Source organism: Duganella vulcania (assembly GCF_009857655.1).
Taxonomy (GTDB): domain Bacteria; phylum Pseudomonadota; class Gammaproteobacteria; order Burkholderiales; family Burkholderiaceae_D; genus Rugamonas; species Rugamonas vulcania.
Genome location: NZ_WWCX01000003.1, coordinates 17,861 through 33,044 on the forward strand (window position 1 = coordinate 17,861; position 15,184 = coordinate 33,044).

Below are 15,184 nucleotides of genomic sequence, written 5' to 3' on the forward strand. Positions count from 1 at the left end.
TTCCATTGTAACAACAGAGTAAATATAAACATGACTTCAGTTCCACTTACCAAGTTCGGCGCAGAGCTCCTGAAAGAAGAGCTGCACCAGTTGAAGACCAAAGAACGCCGTATCGTGATCGACGCGATTGCTGAAGCGCGTTCGCATGGCGACCTGTCGGAAAACGCCGAGTACGATGCCGCCAAGGAACGCCAGGCGTTCGTCGAAGGCCGCATCGCCGAACTGGAAGGTAAGCTGAGCGCAGCACAGATCATCGATCCGACCCAGCTGGACGCCGATGGCCGCGTGGTGTTCGCCTCGACCGTGGACCTGGAAGACCTGGAATCGGGCGCGAAAGTGACCTACCAGATCGTCGGCCTGGACGAAGCGGACCTGAAACTGAGCAAGGTCTCGGTGACCTCGCCGATCGCCCGCGCGCTGATCGGCAAGTCGGCCGGCGACGTGGTGGAAGTGCAGGCGCCATCCGGCCCGCGCGAATACGAAATCCTGGAAGTGCGATACATCTGATGCTGCTTGCGCGTACACGTTTGCTGGTCGCGACGCTGTGGGCGGGCAGTTTGTGGGCGGTCGGCTATCTGGCCGCGCCGACGCTGTTCGCCACGCTGAGCGACCGTGTGCTGGCCGGCACCATTGCCGCCAGCCTGTTCAAGAACCAGGCCTGGCTGTCGATCGGCTGCGCGCTGGTGATGCTGGTGCTGCTGTGGGTGAGCAAGGGCGCGGAGACGGGCGGCATCTTTGCCGGTTCGGCCGCCAACTCGGCCGCCAAGACGCGCCGCATGCTGTTGCTGATCGTTTCGACAATGCTGGCGTGCACGCTGGTGTCGCACTTCGGCCTGCAACCAATGATGGCCGCCTTGCGTGCCGCGGCGGGGCCGGGCGGGGTGATGGATGGCGCCGCTCAGAACGAGTTCGGCGTGTTGCACGGCATTTCCAGCAGCATCTACCTGGTGCAGAGCCTGCTGGCCGCGTGGCTGGTGGTGAAACAGTAATACAGTAATAATAGTAATAACAGTTTCGTCCTTTCCCAGGCGGGAAAGGACGATGCAGCTGGCTTATTTCGAGCCCAGTGCGCTCTTCTTGGTCGACTTCTGCAGTGGCTTGGCGCGTTTGATATTGCCGCCTTGGGTCACGCGTTCATTCCCCTTGAGCAGTACCTTGGTCACCGACGGACGCTTGGTGCCGCTTGGGCTAGGCTTGACGATGGTCACTTCGCGCAGGCCCTTGCCGGAAGTCGAACGGGCTTTTTCCGTTTCAACCTTCGGGCGGTACAGTACCAGCAGCTTGCCGATGTGTTGCACCGGGGCCGCATCCAGCTTCTCGCAGATGGTGTCGTACATTTCGGCGCGGGCTTCGCGGTCGTCGCCGAACACGCGGACCTTGATCAGGCCGTGCGAGTCCAGGCCCAGCGAAATTTCCTTGAGGACGTTGGCTGTCAGGCCAGCCTCGCCGATCAGGACGATGGGCTTGAGACCATGCGCTTCGGCGCGCAGAGCGCTGCGCTCAACAGGTGTAAGTTTTTGCATAATATATTTTTAGTGGTTCCCTTAAAGGCAGTATTCTACGCGAATGAAGAAGAAGAAATTAAACAAAAACTGGTTGCACGACCACATTAACGACCCTTACGTGAAATTGGCGCAAAAAGAGGGCTACCGCGCCCGCGCCGCTTTCAAGCTCAAGGAGATCGATGAGGACGAGCACCTGATCAAGCCCGGACAGGTCATCGTCGACCTCGGCTGCACCCCCGGCAGCTGGGGGCAGTACACGCGCCGCAAGCTGGCCGGCAAGGAGGGCGGGGGCATCAACGGCACGCTGATCGGGCTGGACTTGCTGCCGATGGAGCCGATCGCCGACTTCCACTTCATCCAGGGCGATTTCCGCGAGCCCGAGGTGCTGCAGTTGTTGGAAGATCATGTCAAAGGTCAAAAAGTCGACCTGGTGCTGTCGGACATGGCGCCCAACCTGTCCGGCATTCCGGATTCGGACGCCGCGCGCATGGAACATCTGATCGATTTGGCAATTGAATTTTCCCAGGCCCACTTGAAACCGACCGGCGCGCTGCTGGTGAAATGTTTTAAAGACATGGGTTTTAACGATATCGTGCTTAAATTCCGCCGCGAATTCAAAACCGTGATCCAGAAAAAACCGAAAGCCAGCCGCGACAAATCCTCCGAGATTTTCCTGCTGGGGCGCGGCCTGAAAAATCCGACCGAGGGCATGAGCTCTTCGCAACCGCTGGAATTGGACGATTTCCCCCCTGTGCGCCCTTGATATTTGACGCATGGGCCGCACATCGGCACGGTGACGATCAGTTTTGACTTGATCGCACCGCTATTTTGGTCAAATAATGTGTTTTACGGCTGGAATTTTGGCCGCACGCGCAGGCAGGCTTCTGGCACCGCCTGCTTATTGCGAGTAAAATCGGGTTTCTAGCTATCGGTTAAAAGATGCGCCCTGCATCCAAGGAGTTTTCGTGAATAACATGTTTTCCAAATCAGCCATCTGGGTGGTAGTGGTCTTGCTGCTGCTGATGCTGTACAAGCAGTTTGACAGCCACGGCGTCACCGCCGGCGCCAAACCCATCGCTTATTCCGATTTGCTGGATGAGGTCAAGGCCAAGCGCATCAAGGATGTGGTGATTGAAGGCGCCAACATCACGGCTACCCGTAGCGACGACACCAAGGTGCGCGCCACCGCCACCGGCCTCGATCGCGGCCTGGTCGGCGACCTGCGCGACAACGGCGTGCACTTCGACGTGCGTCCGCCTGAAGAGCCATCGTTCCTGCAGCAAGTGTTCGTTTCCTGGTTCCCGATGCTGTTGCTGATCGGCGTGTGGATCTTCTTCATGCGTCAGATGCAGGGCGGCGGCAAGGGCGGGGCGTTCTCCTTCGGCAAGTCGAAGGCGCGCATGATGGACGAAACCAATAACACCGTCACCTTTGCCGACGTCGCCGGTTGCGACGAAGCGAAGGAAGAAGTCAACGAAATCGTCGACTTCCTCAAGGACCCGAGCAAGTTCCAGAAACTGGGCGGCCGCATTCCGCGCGGCGTACTGATGGTCGGTCCTCCTGGCACGGGTAAAACCCTGCTGGCGCGCGCCATCGCCGGCGAAGCCAAGGTGCCGTTCTTCTCGATCTCCGGTTCGGACTTCGTCGAGATGTTTGTCGGCGTCGGCGCCAGCCGCGTGCGCGACATGTTCGAGAACGCCAAGAAGCATTCGCCTTGCATCATCTTCATCGACGAGATCGACGCGGTCGGCCGTCATCGCGGCGCCGGCATGGGCGGCGGTAACGACGAGCGCGAACAGACGCTGAACCAGCTGCTGGTGGAAATGGACGGCTTCGAAGCATCGTCCGGCGTGATCGTGGTGGCCGCCACCAACCGTGCCGACGTGCTGGACAAGGCGCTGCTGCGTCCGGGCCGTTTCGACCGTCAAGTATCGGTCGGCCTGCCGGACATCCGCGGCCGCGAACAGATCCTGAACGTGCACATGCGCAAAGTCCCTATCGGCACCGACGTCAAGGCCGACATCCTGGCCCGCGGCACGCCTGGCTTCTCGGGCGCCGACCTGGCCAACCTGGTCAACGAGGCAGCCCTGTTCGCCGCGCGCCGCAGCAAGCGCCTGGTCGACATGATCGACTTCGAAGATGCCAAGGACAAGATCTTCATGGGTCCGGAACGCAAGTCGATGATCATCCGCGAGGAAGAGCGCCGCAACACCGCGTATCACGAATCCGGCCACGCCGTGGTCGCCAAGCTGCTGCCAAAGGCCGATCCGGTCCACAAAGTGACCATCATGCCGCGCGGCTGGGCCCTGGGCCTGACCTGGCAGCTGCCTGAGCACGACAACATCTCGGGCTACAAGGACAAGATGCTGGAAGAGATTTCCATCCTGTTCGGCGGCCGCATCGCCGAGGAAATCTTCGTCGGCCAGATGTCGACCGGCGCCTCGAACGACTTCTCGCGCGCCACCAAGCTGGCCCGCTCGATGGTGACCCGCTTCGGCATGTCCGACAGCATGGGCGTGATGGTCTACGAAGACAGCCAGAACGACGGCTTCTTCGGCGGCGCCTCGAAGACGATTTCCGAAGCGACCCAGCAAATGGTCGACGCCGAGATCCGCAGCATCCTCGACACGCAATACAAGCTGGCGCGCAAGCTGCTGGAAGAGAACCGCGACAAGGTCGAAGTGATGACCAAGGCGCTGCTGGAATGGGAAACCATCGATGCCGACCAGATCAACGACATCATGTCCGGCCTGGAGCCACGCGCACCAAAAGCCGGCGTGACGATCCGCAAGCATCCGCCCAGCGACGGCGGCTCGGGCGTATCGCCCAGCGTGACTGCACCAGCCTGATACGTGGCTGAGCGCTGAGAGGGAGGGTGGGGAGCGATCCTCGCCCTTTTTTTATTTTTCTTCCGGTTTCACATGCGATCCACTTTACAGTTCGGCCGTTTCAACTTCCCGTGGCGGGGCGAGCGCGTCCGCGCCCGCGTGATGGGCATCCTCAACGTCACCCCCGATTCGTTCTCCGATGGCGGCCAGCACCAGTCGCTGGAGTTCGCCATCTCCCATGCCGAGCAGATGATACTGGACGGGGTCGACATCATCGACGTCGGCGGCGAGTCCAGCCGTCCCGGCGCGCCGCCGCTGCCGCTGGAGCAGGAGTTGCAGCGCGTGATGCCGGTGCTGTACGCGCTGCGCGACATCGGCCCGGCCATCTCGGTCGATACCTACAAGCCAGAGGTGATGCGCGAAGCCATCATCGCCGGTGTCGACATGATCAACGATATCAACGGCTTCCGCGCGCCCGGCGCCATTGCTGCGGTGCGCGATAGCGACTGCGGCTTGTGTATCATGCACATGCAAAATGACCCCCGGCACATGCAATTGGCGCCCAGCTACACCGATGTGGTGGCCGAAGTCACCGCCTTCCTGCGTGAGCGCATCGAAGCGCTGACGGCGGCAGGTATTGATCCGCGTCGACTATGCATCGATCCGGGTTTTGGCTTTGGCAAGACTGTGGAGCATAATTACGCCTTATTGAAAGCCACTGCGCAGCTGATCGCGGAACTGGACGTGCCGCTGCTGGCCGGCCTGTCGCGCAAATCGATGGTCGGCGCGGTGACTGGCAAGCCGGTCGAGCAACGCATGGCCGGCAGCGTCGGCGGCGCGCTGGCGGCGGTGGCGCAGGGCGCGCTGATCGTGCGCGTGCACGATGTGGCGGAAACGGTGGATGCGTTAAAAGTATGGCAGGCAGGAACTAACCTACAACGATAAAGAGAACACACAATGTCACGTAAATATTTTGGAACTGATGGCATCCGCGGCCTGGTGGGCGTGTCGCCGATCACGCCGGACTTCGTCATGCGCCTCGGCTACGCGGCCGGCAAGGTGCTGGCCGGTGGCCGCAGCGGCTCTGTGCGTCCGACCGTTTTGATCGGCAAGGACACCCGTATCTCCGGCTACATGCTGGAAGCGGCGCTGGAGGCCGGCTTCTCGGCCGCCGGCGTGGACGTCATGCTGGCCGGCCCGATGCCGACCCCGGCCATTGCCTACCTGACGCGCGCGCTGCGCCTGTCGGCCGGCGTGGTGATTTCGGCGTCGCACAACCCGTTCCAGGACAACGGCATCAAATTCTTCTCCGACCAGGGCACCAAGCTGCCGGACGCGGTCGAGCTGGAAATCGAAGCCGCGCTGGACATGCCGATGGATTGCGTATCGTCGGAAAAACTGGGCCGCGCCAAGCGCCTGGATGACGCCCACGGCCGCTACATCGAATTCTGCAAGAGCACCTTCCCGAACGAGCTGGACCTGCGCGGCCTGAAGCTGGTGGTCGACTGCGCGCACGGCGCCGCCTACAACATCGCCCCGCACGTGTTCCACGAGCTGGGCGCCGAGGTGATCGCTATCGGTAACAAGCCGGACGGCTTCAACATCAACCTGGGCCACGGCGCCACCGCGCCGGAAGCCATGGCTGCCGCCGTGCGCGCCCACGGGGCCGACCTGGGCATCGCGCTGGACGGCGACGCCGACCGCCTGATCATGTGCGACGCCAACGGCCGCCTGTACAACGGCGACGAGCTGCTGTACCTGATGGTCATGGACCGCCTGGCGACCGGCCCGGTGGCCGGCGCGGTCGGCACCTTGATGACCAATATGGCGGTCGAGGTGGCGCTGAAGGAGAAGGGTATCGGCTTCGCCCGCGCCAAGGTGGGCGACCGCTACGTGCTGGAAGTAATGAAGGACAAGGGCTGGCTGCTGGGCGGCGAGGGCTCGGGTCACCTGCTGTGCCTGGACAAGCACACCACCGGCGACGGCATCATCTCGGCGCTGCAAGTGCTGTCGGCGCTCAAGCGGGCCGGCAAATCGCTGGAGCAGTGCGCCGGCGAGCTGGTGATCTTCCCGCAGACGCTGGTCAACGTGCGCGTCTCGCCAGGCTTCGACTGGACCAAGAACGCGGCCATGGTCGCGGAGAAGGAACTGGTCGAGCGCGAGCTGGGCGACAGCGGCCGCGTGCTGATCCGCGCCTCGGGCACGGAACCTTTGATCCGCGTGATGGTCGAAGCACGTAACGCCAGCGACGCGGAGTCGATGGCGCGTCGTATCGCCGACAAAGTGGAAGTCCAGCTGGCTGCGTAAGATTTCAGCAGTGTAATAATTAGCTGGCCTTGCATTGACGTAGAAGGAGGCAAGCGTTAGAATACTGTCTTCGGAGTGTGGCGCAGCCCGGTAGCGCACCTGGTTTGGGACCAGGGGGTCCAAGGTTCGAATCCTTGTACTCCGACCAAAAACTTTAAAACGGGTTGTCGAAAGACGACCCGTTTTTCATTTGTGCGGCGGATCAAAGCCGTCACAAAACTGCCGCTAGTGGTTAGAATACTGACTACATGAAAACCGCCTGTCGTTCAACGGATAGGACCTCGCTCTTCTAAAGCGATCATGGGGGTTCGATTCCCTCCGGGCGGACCATTCATTCCTCCAGGCCATCACGGCCGCGCGTTGTTATTTCCCCGTTACGCATATGTCTCTTGAGAGACCGTCGATACGCCGAAGGGCAATTGCCGGGGGCGAACTATTGGTACACTGCTGAATCAGAATATTTCGAGAGAAGAAAATGACCTCCGGCACACCTCCCAACAACGCAACTACCGAAGAAACTTGTTCATGGCTCAGCGCACAGACCGGCACACCGTGGAATCTGGCGCGTTTGCTGGAAGCAGGTATAACGCCTTATGTATGGCTGGACTATTCGGAAGACCATGCAGGTTTATTTGCGGAGGGAATTGCCCGGTATCCCGCGCCGATATTCTATATCGAAGACACCAAACGCCTGGCCGCCGGCAGCGGCGATGTATTAATCCGCATGACGCGTGATTCTGACCGGATATCTTTCAAGCTTAAACCACCAGGTATCACCGCGCCATTGGATGCACTGCGCTTCTTTCAACGAGATATAGCCGGTTTATTGGAAAATTTCCTGAACCCAAAAGAAGAGGTGGTCGCTTCGCCGCCCAAGGAGATTCTGAAAGGAATAACCAAGGATGAAGTGCTGCGTATATTCGGCGGCATGGCGAAACTGGACCTGGAGAAATCGCTGGCCGGCGGTATCGGCATATTTGGCGACGATGGGGCCAGAGTCAGAAAGAATTCCCGAGCCGGGAAAAATACCCATCTGTGGAATCCGGTCACATTGGCGCTAGGATTGAACGACGTATATCGCGTGCCAATGTCCCATCTGAAGAAAGCATTCGCCATCCAGCCAGACCTGCGGCCGTGGAAAGCGGCATGGCTGGAGTCGCTCGCCCTGCTGGGTGAGTGAAATTATGCTAATTATTGGCTTGTTCGCGCCGCTTTCTGGCGTGCATCCATAGAAGCCTCGAATGATCATCGATAGTCTGGGCGTCACAACGGGTCCGCGTTGCTGGGCGGCGTCCTGATTGGCGCTGCGGCGGGGCTGGCTGATTTTGTTGAATGGACGCCTAGCCGGCATTAGTGGAATGAGCGGCGGCCTGCTCCGCCCCAATGCACGGCGATATACTATGGCGCATTACTTTTGTTCTTGGCCTGATATTATCGCCCTTGGCGTATGGCATATTCCACGCATGGCCGGAAACCTAAATCGATGCAGATTATGACGTATTGGTCGGTGCCGGTTTGTTGGTTGGTATTGGCACGCGTTACGGATCCTCATTGTTTCGGGAATGGCCAACCCAGCCCAAGTGCTGGGCTTTCTGGATTTGGGGTGAATGGGATCCTTCCTTGATATTCTTTATGGACGGTGCGATTGCTGTAGGATTCTTTGCTTTCTCCTATATTGGCCGCCGCAAAACCATTTTACTGGGCGCTGGAATTGGATAAGTTACAGCTGCGACAAAATTGCGCAATGGATTATTTTTCTTTTGAAACAGCAGCTTAGGGCCGCCCGGTCCGGCTTGTTAACAAGCTTATCCACAGAATTTGTTAACAACCCGGACGTTCGCGCCGCTTAGAACCGGTAGCGCGCCGTCAAGCGCACCGAGCGTGGGGCGCCGGGCAGGTTCAGGTTCTTGCTGCTGCCGTGGCCGGCCACGATGTAGGCCTTGTCCAGCAGATTCATTACGTTGAGCGTCAGGTCGATGCCACGGTCGCGATAATAGGCCATGGCGTCCGCCGTCACAAAACCCGGCAGGACCACGGTATTGCCCGGATTGGCAAAGCGGTCGCTCACATAGTTCAGGCCGCCGCCGACGCCAAAGTGGCCGGCCAGCGCCTTGCTGAACCACAGATTGGCGCTGTGCTTGGGCGTCAGCGTCGGCCGTTTGCCTTGCACCGGCTGGCCGTCGTCCTTGGCGATCGATGCCAGCATGGACGCGTCCAGGTAGGAATAGCCCGACCAGGCCTGCCATCCTCCGCCCAGGTCGCCGCTGAAGGTCAGCTCCAGGCCGCTGGTGCGCTGGGTGCCCAGGGGAATGAGCTTGTTGGTCACCGGATCGGACGATTTCATATTGGTGCGCGTCAACTGGAACAACGAGACGCCCGCCGAGGCGCGGCCGTCAAACAGGTCGTACTTGGCGCCGATTTCCTTGTTTTTGGTGATTTCCGGCGCGATGTCGGCATTGTTGACCGCCAGGGCGAAGCCTTCGCCCGACGGTTGGAACGAACGGCTGAACGAAGCGTAGTAGGACTGGGCGGTATCCGGCTGGTACACCAGGCCGGCGCGCGGGCTCCAGTTGCGGTCGGTACGGGCCACGCTGGCCACGCCGACGCGGCGTTCGACCGTTTCCTGCTCAAATTTATCGTAGCGGACGCCGGCCAGGGCCTTCCATTGCGGCGACATCGTCACCAGATCCTGCACGTAGGCGCTGCTGACCTTGAAAATTCCCAAATTGTTCGCCGTAGGCGCACCACCGGCGGTAAATGGTACAACCGGCGCGACTGGATTGAACAATGACACGGTCGCCACATTCGCTTGAGAGCGCACCAACTGGTCCTTGTTCTGCTTGCCGAACTCCACGCCGTACAGCACCTGATGCTGCATGCCGGCCAGTTCGGCGCGCTGTGTCAGCTCGGTCTGGTTGGTGTAGCCGTCTTCATCGCGCGCCACGTTGCCGCGCGTTAGCGTCGCCGTTTTGGCTGTTTCGTTGACCGAGCCGACCAGCGTATTGTTGCGGTCCAGCGAATAATCGTAGCGGCGGAAGGCGTTGCGGATCGAAAACTGCTGGTTGATGCGGTGATCCAGCGTGAAGCCGAAGGCGTGCACCCGCGATTCGCTGTAGTCGAAGTCCCTGGCATTGGCGGCGCCGTAGTAGGTGCCCGGAGCCACGTCCACGGCCCGGCCCTGATAAGACGGGATGCCGAAGTCGGTCAGGCGCTTGTCGTGCAGGTATTCGGCCTGCAACAGCAACAGCGTATCCGGGCTGAGCTTGAATTGCAGCGACGGCGCCAGCGCCTCGCGCTTCAGGAACTGCTGGTTGCGGTAGCTGCCTGCATCCTCGACCGCCCCGGTGACGCGGAAGGCGACGCCGCGTTCGCCCAGATTGCGCGCCAGGTCGAATTCACCGCGCTTCTGGCCCCAGCTGCCGGCCTGCACGCTCACTTCGCTGCGGTCCATGCCCGGCTTTTTGGTGATGCGATTGATCATGCCGCCGGACGAACCGCGGCCATACAGCACGGAAGCGGGCCCCTTGACCACCTCGACCTGCTCGATATTCGACAAGTCACGGAAATACAGCGCATCGTCGCGCATCCCGTCGACAAACTGGTCGCTGATGGCGCTAAAGCCGCGTATCGTCACCTGGTCGCGTTGGCCGTCGCCGGTCGACAGGCCGATACCCGGCACGGTCTTAAGCACATCCTGGAGCGAATTTGCGCCCTGGTCGTGCAGCAATTCCAGCGGCACAACGTTGACGGTTTGCGGTATATCGCGCAGCGGCGCCTCGATCTTGGTGGCGGTGCTGGCGGCGCTGGGGCGATAGCCGGTGTCGGCCGCGCCGGTGACGGTGACGGTGCTCATCGTTTGTTCCGGCGCCGCGCCGGTGTCCGCCAGCGCGGCGTTGGAAAGGGTGAGGCTGGCCAGCATCAACGCCAGCGGTTTCTTGTTCAGTGCCATGATGTCCTTGAAGTAGTGTGTGGCTGGCTACTTCGTCGGAAAGACACTTTCGCTGGCTAGATGAGAATAATTATCATCTAAATTATGCCCCCAAAGCAAAGATTAATGCAAGCCGGGCAGCACTTGCACATCAATTCCGGAGTACATCGCCGGCGCGTGATACACCCGTTGCGTGGCCTTCTGGAAGTCCTCCGGCCTGGCTTTCGGAATGTCCACGAACGTTTGCGGATTCAAGTCCACCAGCGGGAACCACGAGCTCTGGATCTGCACCATGATGCGGTGGCCGCGCCGGAAGGTGTGGTTGATGTCGCTCATGGCGTAGTTGACCGCCTCCACCTTGCCCGGCGTGAACGGTTCCGGCTTTTCGAAGCTGTTACGGAATTTGCCGCGCAGCGGATCGCCGCGCACCAGCTGCTGGTAGCCGGCCATGGTCAGGGTCGGCTTCGGCACGTCGGGGCCGCGCTCCTCGTCCTCGCCCGCGCCGGGATAGGCGGCCGGATAGACGTCGATCAGCTTGACCACCCAGTCGGCATCGGTGCCGGTGGTGGATACGAACAGCCGGGGCTTGACCGGACCGGCCAGCGTGACATCCTCTTCCAGCACCTCGCTGCGATAGGTCAATACGTCCGGCCGCGACGAGGCGAAGCGCTGGTCGCCGACCATGTATTCCTTCGGCGCGCCCTGCGCCGGGTAGGCCGTGAACGGCACCGGCTTGCGCGGATCGGCCACGTATTCGTCGTAGGCCTCGCCCGCCGCCGGCTGCTTCCAGCCCAGCGTGCCGTTCGGGCCGAGGAACAGCGTTCTTGGCTGCGCCTGCTTTGGCGGCCAGGCGGCATAGTTGCGCCAGACATTGCTGCCGGTCTCGAACGCGTAGACTTCCGACACGTTTTTGTTCGGCACGCCTTTCAGGTGCTGTTCGAAGAAGGGATAGAGCATGGTTTTCCGGAACTGCTCACCGGTCTTGGCGTCGAACTTGATGTAACCGAGGCTTTTGCCGTCGGCGCGGCCCCAGGCGCCGTGCGACCATGGGCCCATCACCAGGCCGTTGTAGATGCCGGGGTTGTTGCGCTTGATCGTGCTGTAGGTGGTCAGCGGGCCCTGCAGGTCCTCGGCGTCGTACCAGCCGCCCACGGTCAGCACGGCGGCCTTGATGTTCTTCAGGTGCGGCGCGATGTTGCGGCTTTTCCAGAAGGTGTCGTAGGTCGAGTGTTCGATGGTCGGCAACAGCAGCGCGCGCTGCTTGGGCGTCATCGTGCCGGTGATGTTGGACAGCGTCAGGTGCGAGAGGAAAAACTCATAGCCGTCGGCCGTGCCGTAGTCGAAATGGTCCCAGGTCTTCGGCAGCGGTGTCGGATTTTCCGCTTCCACGAAGGCCGAGTAGAAATCGAAGTTGGCCGCCAGCATGAAGGCGCCGCCGTGGTAGGAGTCGTCGTTCATGAACAGGTCGGTGACCGGCGCCTGCGGCGAGGCCGCCTTGATCGCCGGATGCGAATCGATGATGCTGGCCGAGGTGTAGAAACCGGGATACGAGGTGCCCAGGATGCCGACCTTGCCGTTGTTGTTGGCGACATTCTTCAGCAGCCACTCGACGGTGTCGTGCATGTCTTCGCTCTCGTTGCCCTGGCCTTTGGCGCGCGCGGGATTGACGTGCGGCGTCATTTCGATCCATTTGCCTTCGGACATGTAGCGGCCGCGCACGTCCTGCTTGACGAAGATGTAGCCGCTGTCCTCGAACTCCTGGGAAGGGCCGATGTGCTCCGGGTAAAAGTCCACGCCATAGTGCAGTTCGCCGCCGGATTGCACCCCCGCGCTGTACGGGGTGCGCTGGATCAGGAACGGATAGCTCTTGCCTGCATCCTTGGGCACGTAGACGGCGGTGAACAGGCGCACGCCATCGCGCATCGGGATGCGGAATTCGTACTTGGTGTAGTGTTCGCGCAGGCTGTATTTCGGTTCGGCGCCGGGGGCGGCCGCGCTGGCGTGGAGGGAGAGGCCGCCCAGCATCAGGGCGAGGAAGAGGGCGCTAAGACGTGGTTTCATGAGTTCCTTGTCAATAAGAAGTCAAACCCGCCTAGTGTAATGCCAGTGGATAACTTTGGTTGCGACAAATTTGCGCAGCAGGTATTTTTCTTTTAAAAACAGCGACTTGTCATCGGCGCTTGATCCTTGTTAACAGCCTTATCCACAGAATTTGTTAACAACCCAGCGAGTGCTCGTTGAATGGGAGCTACCGCGCGTGGCGCGCCACGCGAACCGCCTAAAATGGGGCTGATGAAGATGCTGCGCACATTGTTGTTGGGGCCGGCGTTGTGGCTGCTGCTGGCCGTTCCTGTCCAGGCGGAACGGGCCGAAAAGCGGGCAACGGCGGGAACAGTGCGGCAAGTGGCGCCATCGGACCGTCATCGCGACCGTTCCGGCCAGACCCGCAAGGGCAAGGCCTCGTACTACAGCCGCCGCTTCCACGGCAAGAAAATGGCGAACGGCGAGGCCATGAAGCCCGACAGCAACGCCGCCGCCAGCAAGACGCTGCCGGTGGGCACGGTTGCCAAGGTGACCAACCTGGACAACAACCGGAGCGACGTCGTGGTGGTCAAGGATCGCGGTCCGTATGTGCCGGGCCGCATCATCGACGTCACGCCCAGGACGGCCGACAAGCTGGGCATGAAGGAAGAGGGCGTTGCGCCGGTGGCCGTCACGCCGCTCAAGTTGCCGCCCCAAAATGAGGCCGCATCGGCCCCGTCCGGCAAGTCGCACTGAGCCGGCGTAGCAGTCACGGCAAAAGGAGGGCACGGTAGGCTGTAAACGCCAGTCCAGGGCTTGTGCGAAAATGCCGCACCGGCGCAAACGCGTCATTTGGAGCCAGCATGGAAGACCGCTATTTCTACCAGCCCGCGCTGGGCCACGGCCTGCCGCACGATCCCTTCAACGCCATCGTCGGACCGCGCCCGATCGGCTGGATATCCTCGCGCAGCGCGGAAGGCGCGCTGAACCTGGCGCCCTACAGTTTTTTCAACGCCTTCAACTACACGCCGCCGCTGATCGGTTTTTCCAGCCAGGGCCGCAAGGATACGCTGCGCAACATCGAGCAAACCGGCGAGTTCGTATGGAACCTGGCCACGCGGCCGCTGGCCGAGGCGATGAACGCCACCTGCGCGCCGGCGCCGGCGGACGTGGACGAGTTCGCGCTGGCCGGCTTGACGCCAGCGCCGTCGACCATCGTCGGCGTGCCGCGCGTGGCCGAGAGTCCGGTCGCGTTCGAATGCAAATGCAGCCAGATCATCCGCCTGCAGGACGCGTCCGGCGCGCCGACCGATGGCTGGCTCATCATGGGGGAAGTGGTGGGGGTGCACATCGCGCGTGAGCTGCTGCGCGACGGCGTATATGATACGGCAGGGTCGCGGACGATCTTGCGTGGCGGCGGCCCTGCCGATTACTTCGAGATCAACCGGGACAGCCTGTTCCGCATGCGGCGGCCAGACTATCCGTGATGGATCAGTAGGTGTAGAACATGCGCTGGATTTCCTTGCTGTCGCTGGTCTTGGTCAGCGCCAGCATCAGCAGGATGCGCGCCTTCTGTGCATTGAGCGTATCGGCCACCACGAAGTCCAGCTCGTCGTCGTTGGCTTCGCCGTTGCGGGCCACGATGCCCTGGCCGACGCGCGCGGCGCGCACGATCAGCACGCCTTGCTTGCGGGCCGCGGTCAGCGATGGCACGACCTTGGTGGCCAGGCTGCCGTCGCCGACGCCGGCGTGGATGATGCCCTTGGCGCCGGCGGCCACCAGTGCGTTCAGTGCGACCGGACCGACGTTGGCGTAGCCGTACACGATGTCCACCTGTGGCAGCGCGTCGAGCTTGCTGATGTCGAACTCGGTGTCAACCGTGTGCTTGCGGGTGGAGGCATGGTAGAAGTATGGCTTGTTGCCCTGGATGTAGCCCAGCATGCCCAGTTCGGTGGTCTTGAAGCTGTCCGGGGTCGAGGTGTTGGTCTTGGTGACATCGCGGGCGCCATGGATCTGGTCGTTCATCGCGACCAGCACGCCCTTGCCGACGGCTTCCTGGCTGGCGGCCAGCAGCACGGCGTTGTACAGGTTGATCGGACCGTCGGCCGACAGCGCGGTGCCCGGACGCATGGCGCCGACCAGCACCACCGGCTTCTTGCTCTTGACGACCAGGTCCAGGAAGTAGGCGGTCTCTTCCAGGGTGTCGGTGCCGTGGGTGATGACGATGCCGTCCACGTCAGGCTGGGCCAGCAGCGTGTTGACGCGCTTGGCCAGGGTCAGCCAATGCTCGTTGCTCATGTTTTCGCTGGCGATCTGGAACACTTGCTCACCCTTGACCTGAGCCACCTTGGCCAGTTCCGGCACGGCCTGGATCAGGCGGTCGACACCCACCGTGGCGGCGGTGTAGCCGACCGTGGTGGTGCTGGTGGCGCCGCTGCCGGCGATGGTGCCGCCGGTGGCCAGGATGGTCACGTGGGCGAGCGGCGCGGCGGCTTTTTCTGCTGCCCCGGCATAGGCGCTGAGCAACATTGCACAAGCGAACACTGCCTTGAGAAACCGTGCGGGGATTGGGTGCGTCATGCGATCTCCTGACC

Annotated in this window: 13 protein-coding genes, 2 tRNA genes and 2 pseudogenes; 13 read left to right on the plus strand and 4 right to left on the minus strand. The window is 61.5% G+C overall.

Features of this window, described 5'->3' with window-relative positions; genetic code table 11:
• Positions 1–30 precede the first annotated feature (30 nt).
• Together greA and GTP90_RS04505 are read left to right on the plus strand one after the other, a co-directional pair.
• On the plus strand, positions 31–507 hold the full coding sequence (greA, locus tag GTP90_RS04500; protein ID WP_161082377.1) for a transcription elongation factor GreA: 477 nt from the start codon (positions 31–33) through the stop codon (positions 505–507).
• Positions 507–989 (plus strand): DUF4149 domain-containing protein, encoded by a 483-nt coding sequence (locus GTP90_RS04505; RefSeq protein ID WP_117009901.1) that lies wholly within the window; start codon positions 507–509, stop codon positions 987–989. The genes greA and GTP90_RS04505 overlap by 1 nt, the downstream gene beginning before the upstream one ends.
• Positions 990–1,052: 63 nt before the next feature.
• Here GTP90_RS04505 and GTP90_RS04510 read toward each other — a convergent pair whose 3' ends face one another.
• Positions 1,053–1,523, minus strand: coding sequence for a YhbY family RNA-binding protein (locus tag GTP90_RS04510; RefSeq protein ID WP_117009902.1), 471 nt, complete (start codon positions 1,521–1,523; stop codon positions 1,053–1,055).
• 43 nt (positions 1,524–1,566) lie between these two features.
• Here GTP90_RS04510 and GTP90_RS04515 point away from each other — a divergent pair, with 43 nt between their 5' ends.
• The 9 genes and pseudogenes from GTP90_RS04515 to GTP90_RS37560 all read left to right on the plus strand — a co-directional run.
• Positions 1,567–2,268 carry an RlmE family RNA methyltransferase gene (locus GTP90_RS04515; RefSeq protein WP_161082378.1) on the plus strand — a complete coding sequence of 234 codons (702 nt, stop codon included), beginning with the start codon at positions 1,567–1,569 and terminating at the stop codon, positions 2,266–2,268.
• Between the two features lie 202 nt (positions 2,269–2,470).
• Entirely contained in the window at positions 2,471–4,354 is a 1,884-nt protein-coding gene (gene ftsH / locus GTP90_RS04520; protein ID WP_371875019.1) for an ATP-dependent zinc metalloprotease FtsH, read from the plus strand.
• A 72-nt stretch (positions 4,355–4,426) separates the two neighbouring features.
• Positions 4,427–5,278 (plus strand): dihydropteroate synthase, encoded by an 852-nt coding sequence (gene folP, locus GTP90_RS04525; protein WP_161082380.1) that lies wholly within the window; start codon positions 4,427–4,429, stop codon positions 5,276–5,278.
• Between the two features lie 12 nt (positions 5,279–5,290).
• Positions 5,291–6,640 carry a phosphoglucosamine mutase gene (gene glmM, locus GTP90_RS04530; protein WP_161082381.1) on the plus strand — a complete coding sequence of 450 codons (1,350 nt, stop codon included), beginning with the start codon at positions 5,291–5,293 and terminating at the stop codon, positions 6,638–6,640.
• Positions 6,641–6,711: 71 nt separating this feature from the next.
• Positions 6,712–6,788: transfer RNA gene (locus GTP90_RS04535), tRNA-Pro, on the plus strand.
• A 107-nt stretch (positions 6,789–6,895) separates the two neighbouring features.
• Positions 6,896–6,970 (plus strand) — tRNA-Arg (locus GTP90_RS04540).
• A gap of 145 nt (positions 6,971–7,115) precedes the next feature.
• Complete coding sequence (locus GTP90_RS04545; RefSeq protein WP_161082382.1) at positions 7,116–7,820, plus strand: hypothetical protein; 705 nt, start codon at positions 7,116–7,118, stop codon at positions 7,818–7,820.
• A 99-nt stretch (positions 7,821–7,919) separates the two neighbouring features.
• Positions 7,920–8,188, plus strand: a pseudogene (locus GTP90_RS37555) (YeeE/YedE family protein); the annotation flags it as partial.
• Between the two features lie 14 nt (positions 8,189–8,202).
• Positions 8,203–8,353, plus strand: a pseudogene (locus GTP90_RS37560) (DUF6691 family protein); the annotation flags it as partial.
• Between the two features lie 133 nt (positions 8,354–8,486).
• Here the strand turns inward: GTP90_RS37560 and GTP90_RS04550 are convergent.
• On the minus strand, positions 8,487–10,589 hold the full coding sequence (locus GTP90_RS04550) for a TonB-dependent receptor (RefSeq protein ID WP_161082383.1): 2,103 nt from the start codon (positions 10,587–10,589) through the stop codon (positions 8,487–8,489).
• Between the two features lie 102 nt (positions 10,590–10,691).
• Positions 10,692–12,629, minus strand: coding sequence for a CocE/NonD family hydrolase (locus GTP90_RS04555; protein WP_161082384.1), 1,938 nt, complete (start codon positions 12,627–12,629; stop codon positions 10,692–10,694).
• Positions 12,630–12,860: 231 nt separating this feature from the next.
• Between GTP90_RS04555 and GTP90_RS04560 the strand changes: the two genes are divergently transcribed.
• The gene (locus GTP90_RS04560; RefSeq protein WP_254451727.1) at positions 12,861–13,346 is read left to right on the plus strand and encodes a septal ring lytic transglycosylase RlpA family protein; all 486 of its coding nucleotides are present in this window, start codon (positions 12,861–12,863) and stop codon (positions 13,344–13,346) included.
• 107 nt (positions 13,347–13,453) lie between these two features.
• On the plus strand, positions 13,454–14,077 hold the full coding sequence (locus tag GTP90_RS04565; RefSeq protein WP_161082385.1) for a flavin reductase family protein: 624 nt from the start codon (positions 13,454–13,456) through the stop codon (positions 14,075–14,077).
• A gap of 4 nt (positions 14,078–14,081) precedes the next feature.
• Here GTP90_RS04565 and GTP90_RS04570 read toward each other — a convergent pair whose 3' ends face one another.
• Entirely contained in the window at positions 14,082–15,170 is a 1,089-nt protein-coding gene (locus GTP90_RS04570) for a type II asparaginase (protein WP_161082386.1), read from the minus strand.
• Between the last annotated feature and the right edge of the window lie 14 nt (positions 15,171–15,184).

What these genes read in the sequence shown, in the direction of transcription:
- GTP90_RS04515 (WP_161082378.1), top strand. Translation starts at nt 1,567, where the DNA reads ATGAAGAAGAAGAAATTAAACAAAAACTGGTTGCACGACCACATTAAC.
- glmM (WP_161082381.1), top strand. Translation starts at nt 5,291, where the DNA reads ATGTCACGTAAATATTTTGGAACTGATGGCATCCGCGGCCTGGTGGGC.
- GTP90_RS04570 (WP_161082386.1), bottom strand. Translation starts at nt 15,170, where the DNA reads ATGACGCACCCAATCCCCGCACGGTTTCTCAAGGCAGTGTTCGCTTGT.
- GTP90_RS04510 (WP_117009902.1), bottom strand. Translation starts at nt 1,523, where the DNA reads ATGCAAAAACTTACACCTGTTGAGCGCAGCGCTCTGCGCGCCGAAGCG.
- GTP90_RS04505 (WP_117009901.1), top strand. Translation starts at nt 507, where the DNA reads ATGCTGCTTGCGCGTACACGTTTGCTGGTCGCGACGCTGTGGGCGGGC.
- GTP90_RS04565 (WP_161082385.1), top strand. Translation starts at nt 13,454, where the DNA reads ATGGAAGACCGCTATTTCTACCAGCCCGCGCTGGGCCACGGCCTGCCG.
- greA (WP_161082377.1), top strand. Translation starts at nt 31, where the DNA reads ATGACTTCAGTTCCACTTACCAAGTTCGGCGCAGAGCTCCTGAAAGAA.
- folP (WP_161082380.1), top strand. Translation starts at nt 4,427, where the DNA reads ATGCGATCCACTTTACAGTTCGGCCGTTTCAACTTCCCGTGGCGGGGC.
- GTP90_RS04555 (WP_161082384.1), bottom strand. Translation starts at nt 12,629, where the DNA reads ATGAAACCACGTCTTAGCGCCCTCTTCCTCGCCCTGATGCTGGGCGGC.
- GTP90_RS04550 (WP_161082383.1), bottom strand. Translation starts at nt 10,589, where the DNA reads ATGGCACTGAACAAGAAACCGCTGGCGTTGATGCTGGCCAGCCTCACC.
- GTP90_RS04560 (WP_254451727.1), top strand. Translation starts at nt 12,861, where the DNA reads ATGAAGATGCTGCGCACATTGTTGTTGGGGCCGGCGTTGTGGCTGCTG.
- GTP90_RS04545 (WP_161082382.1), top strand. Translation starts at nt 7,116, where the DNA reads ATGACCTCCGGCACACCTCCCAACAACGCAACTACCGAAGAAACTTGT.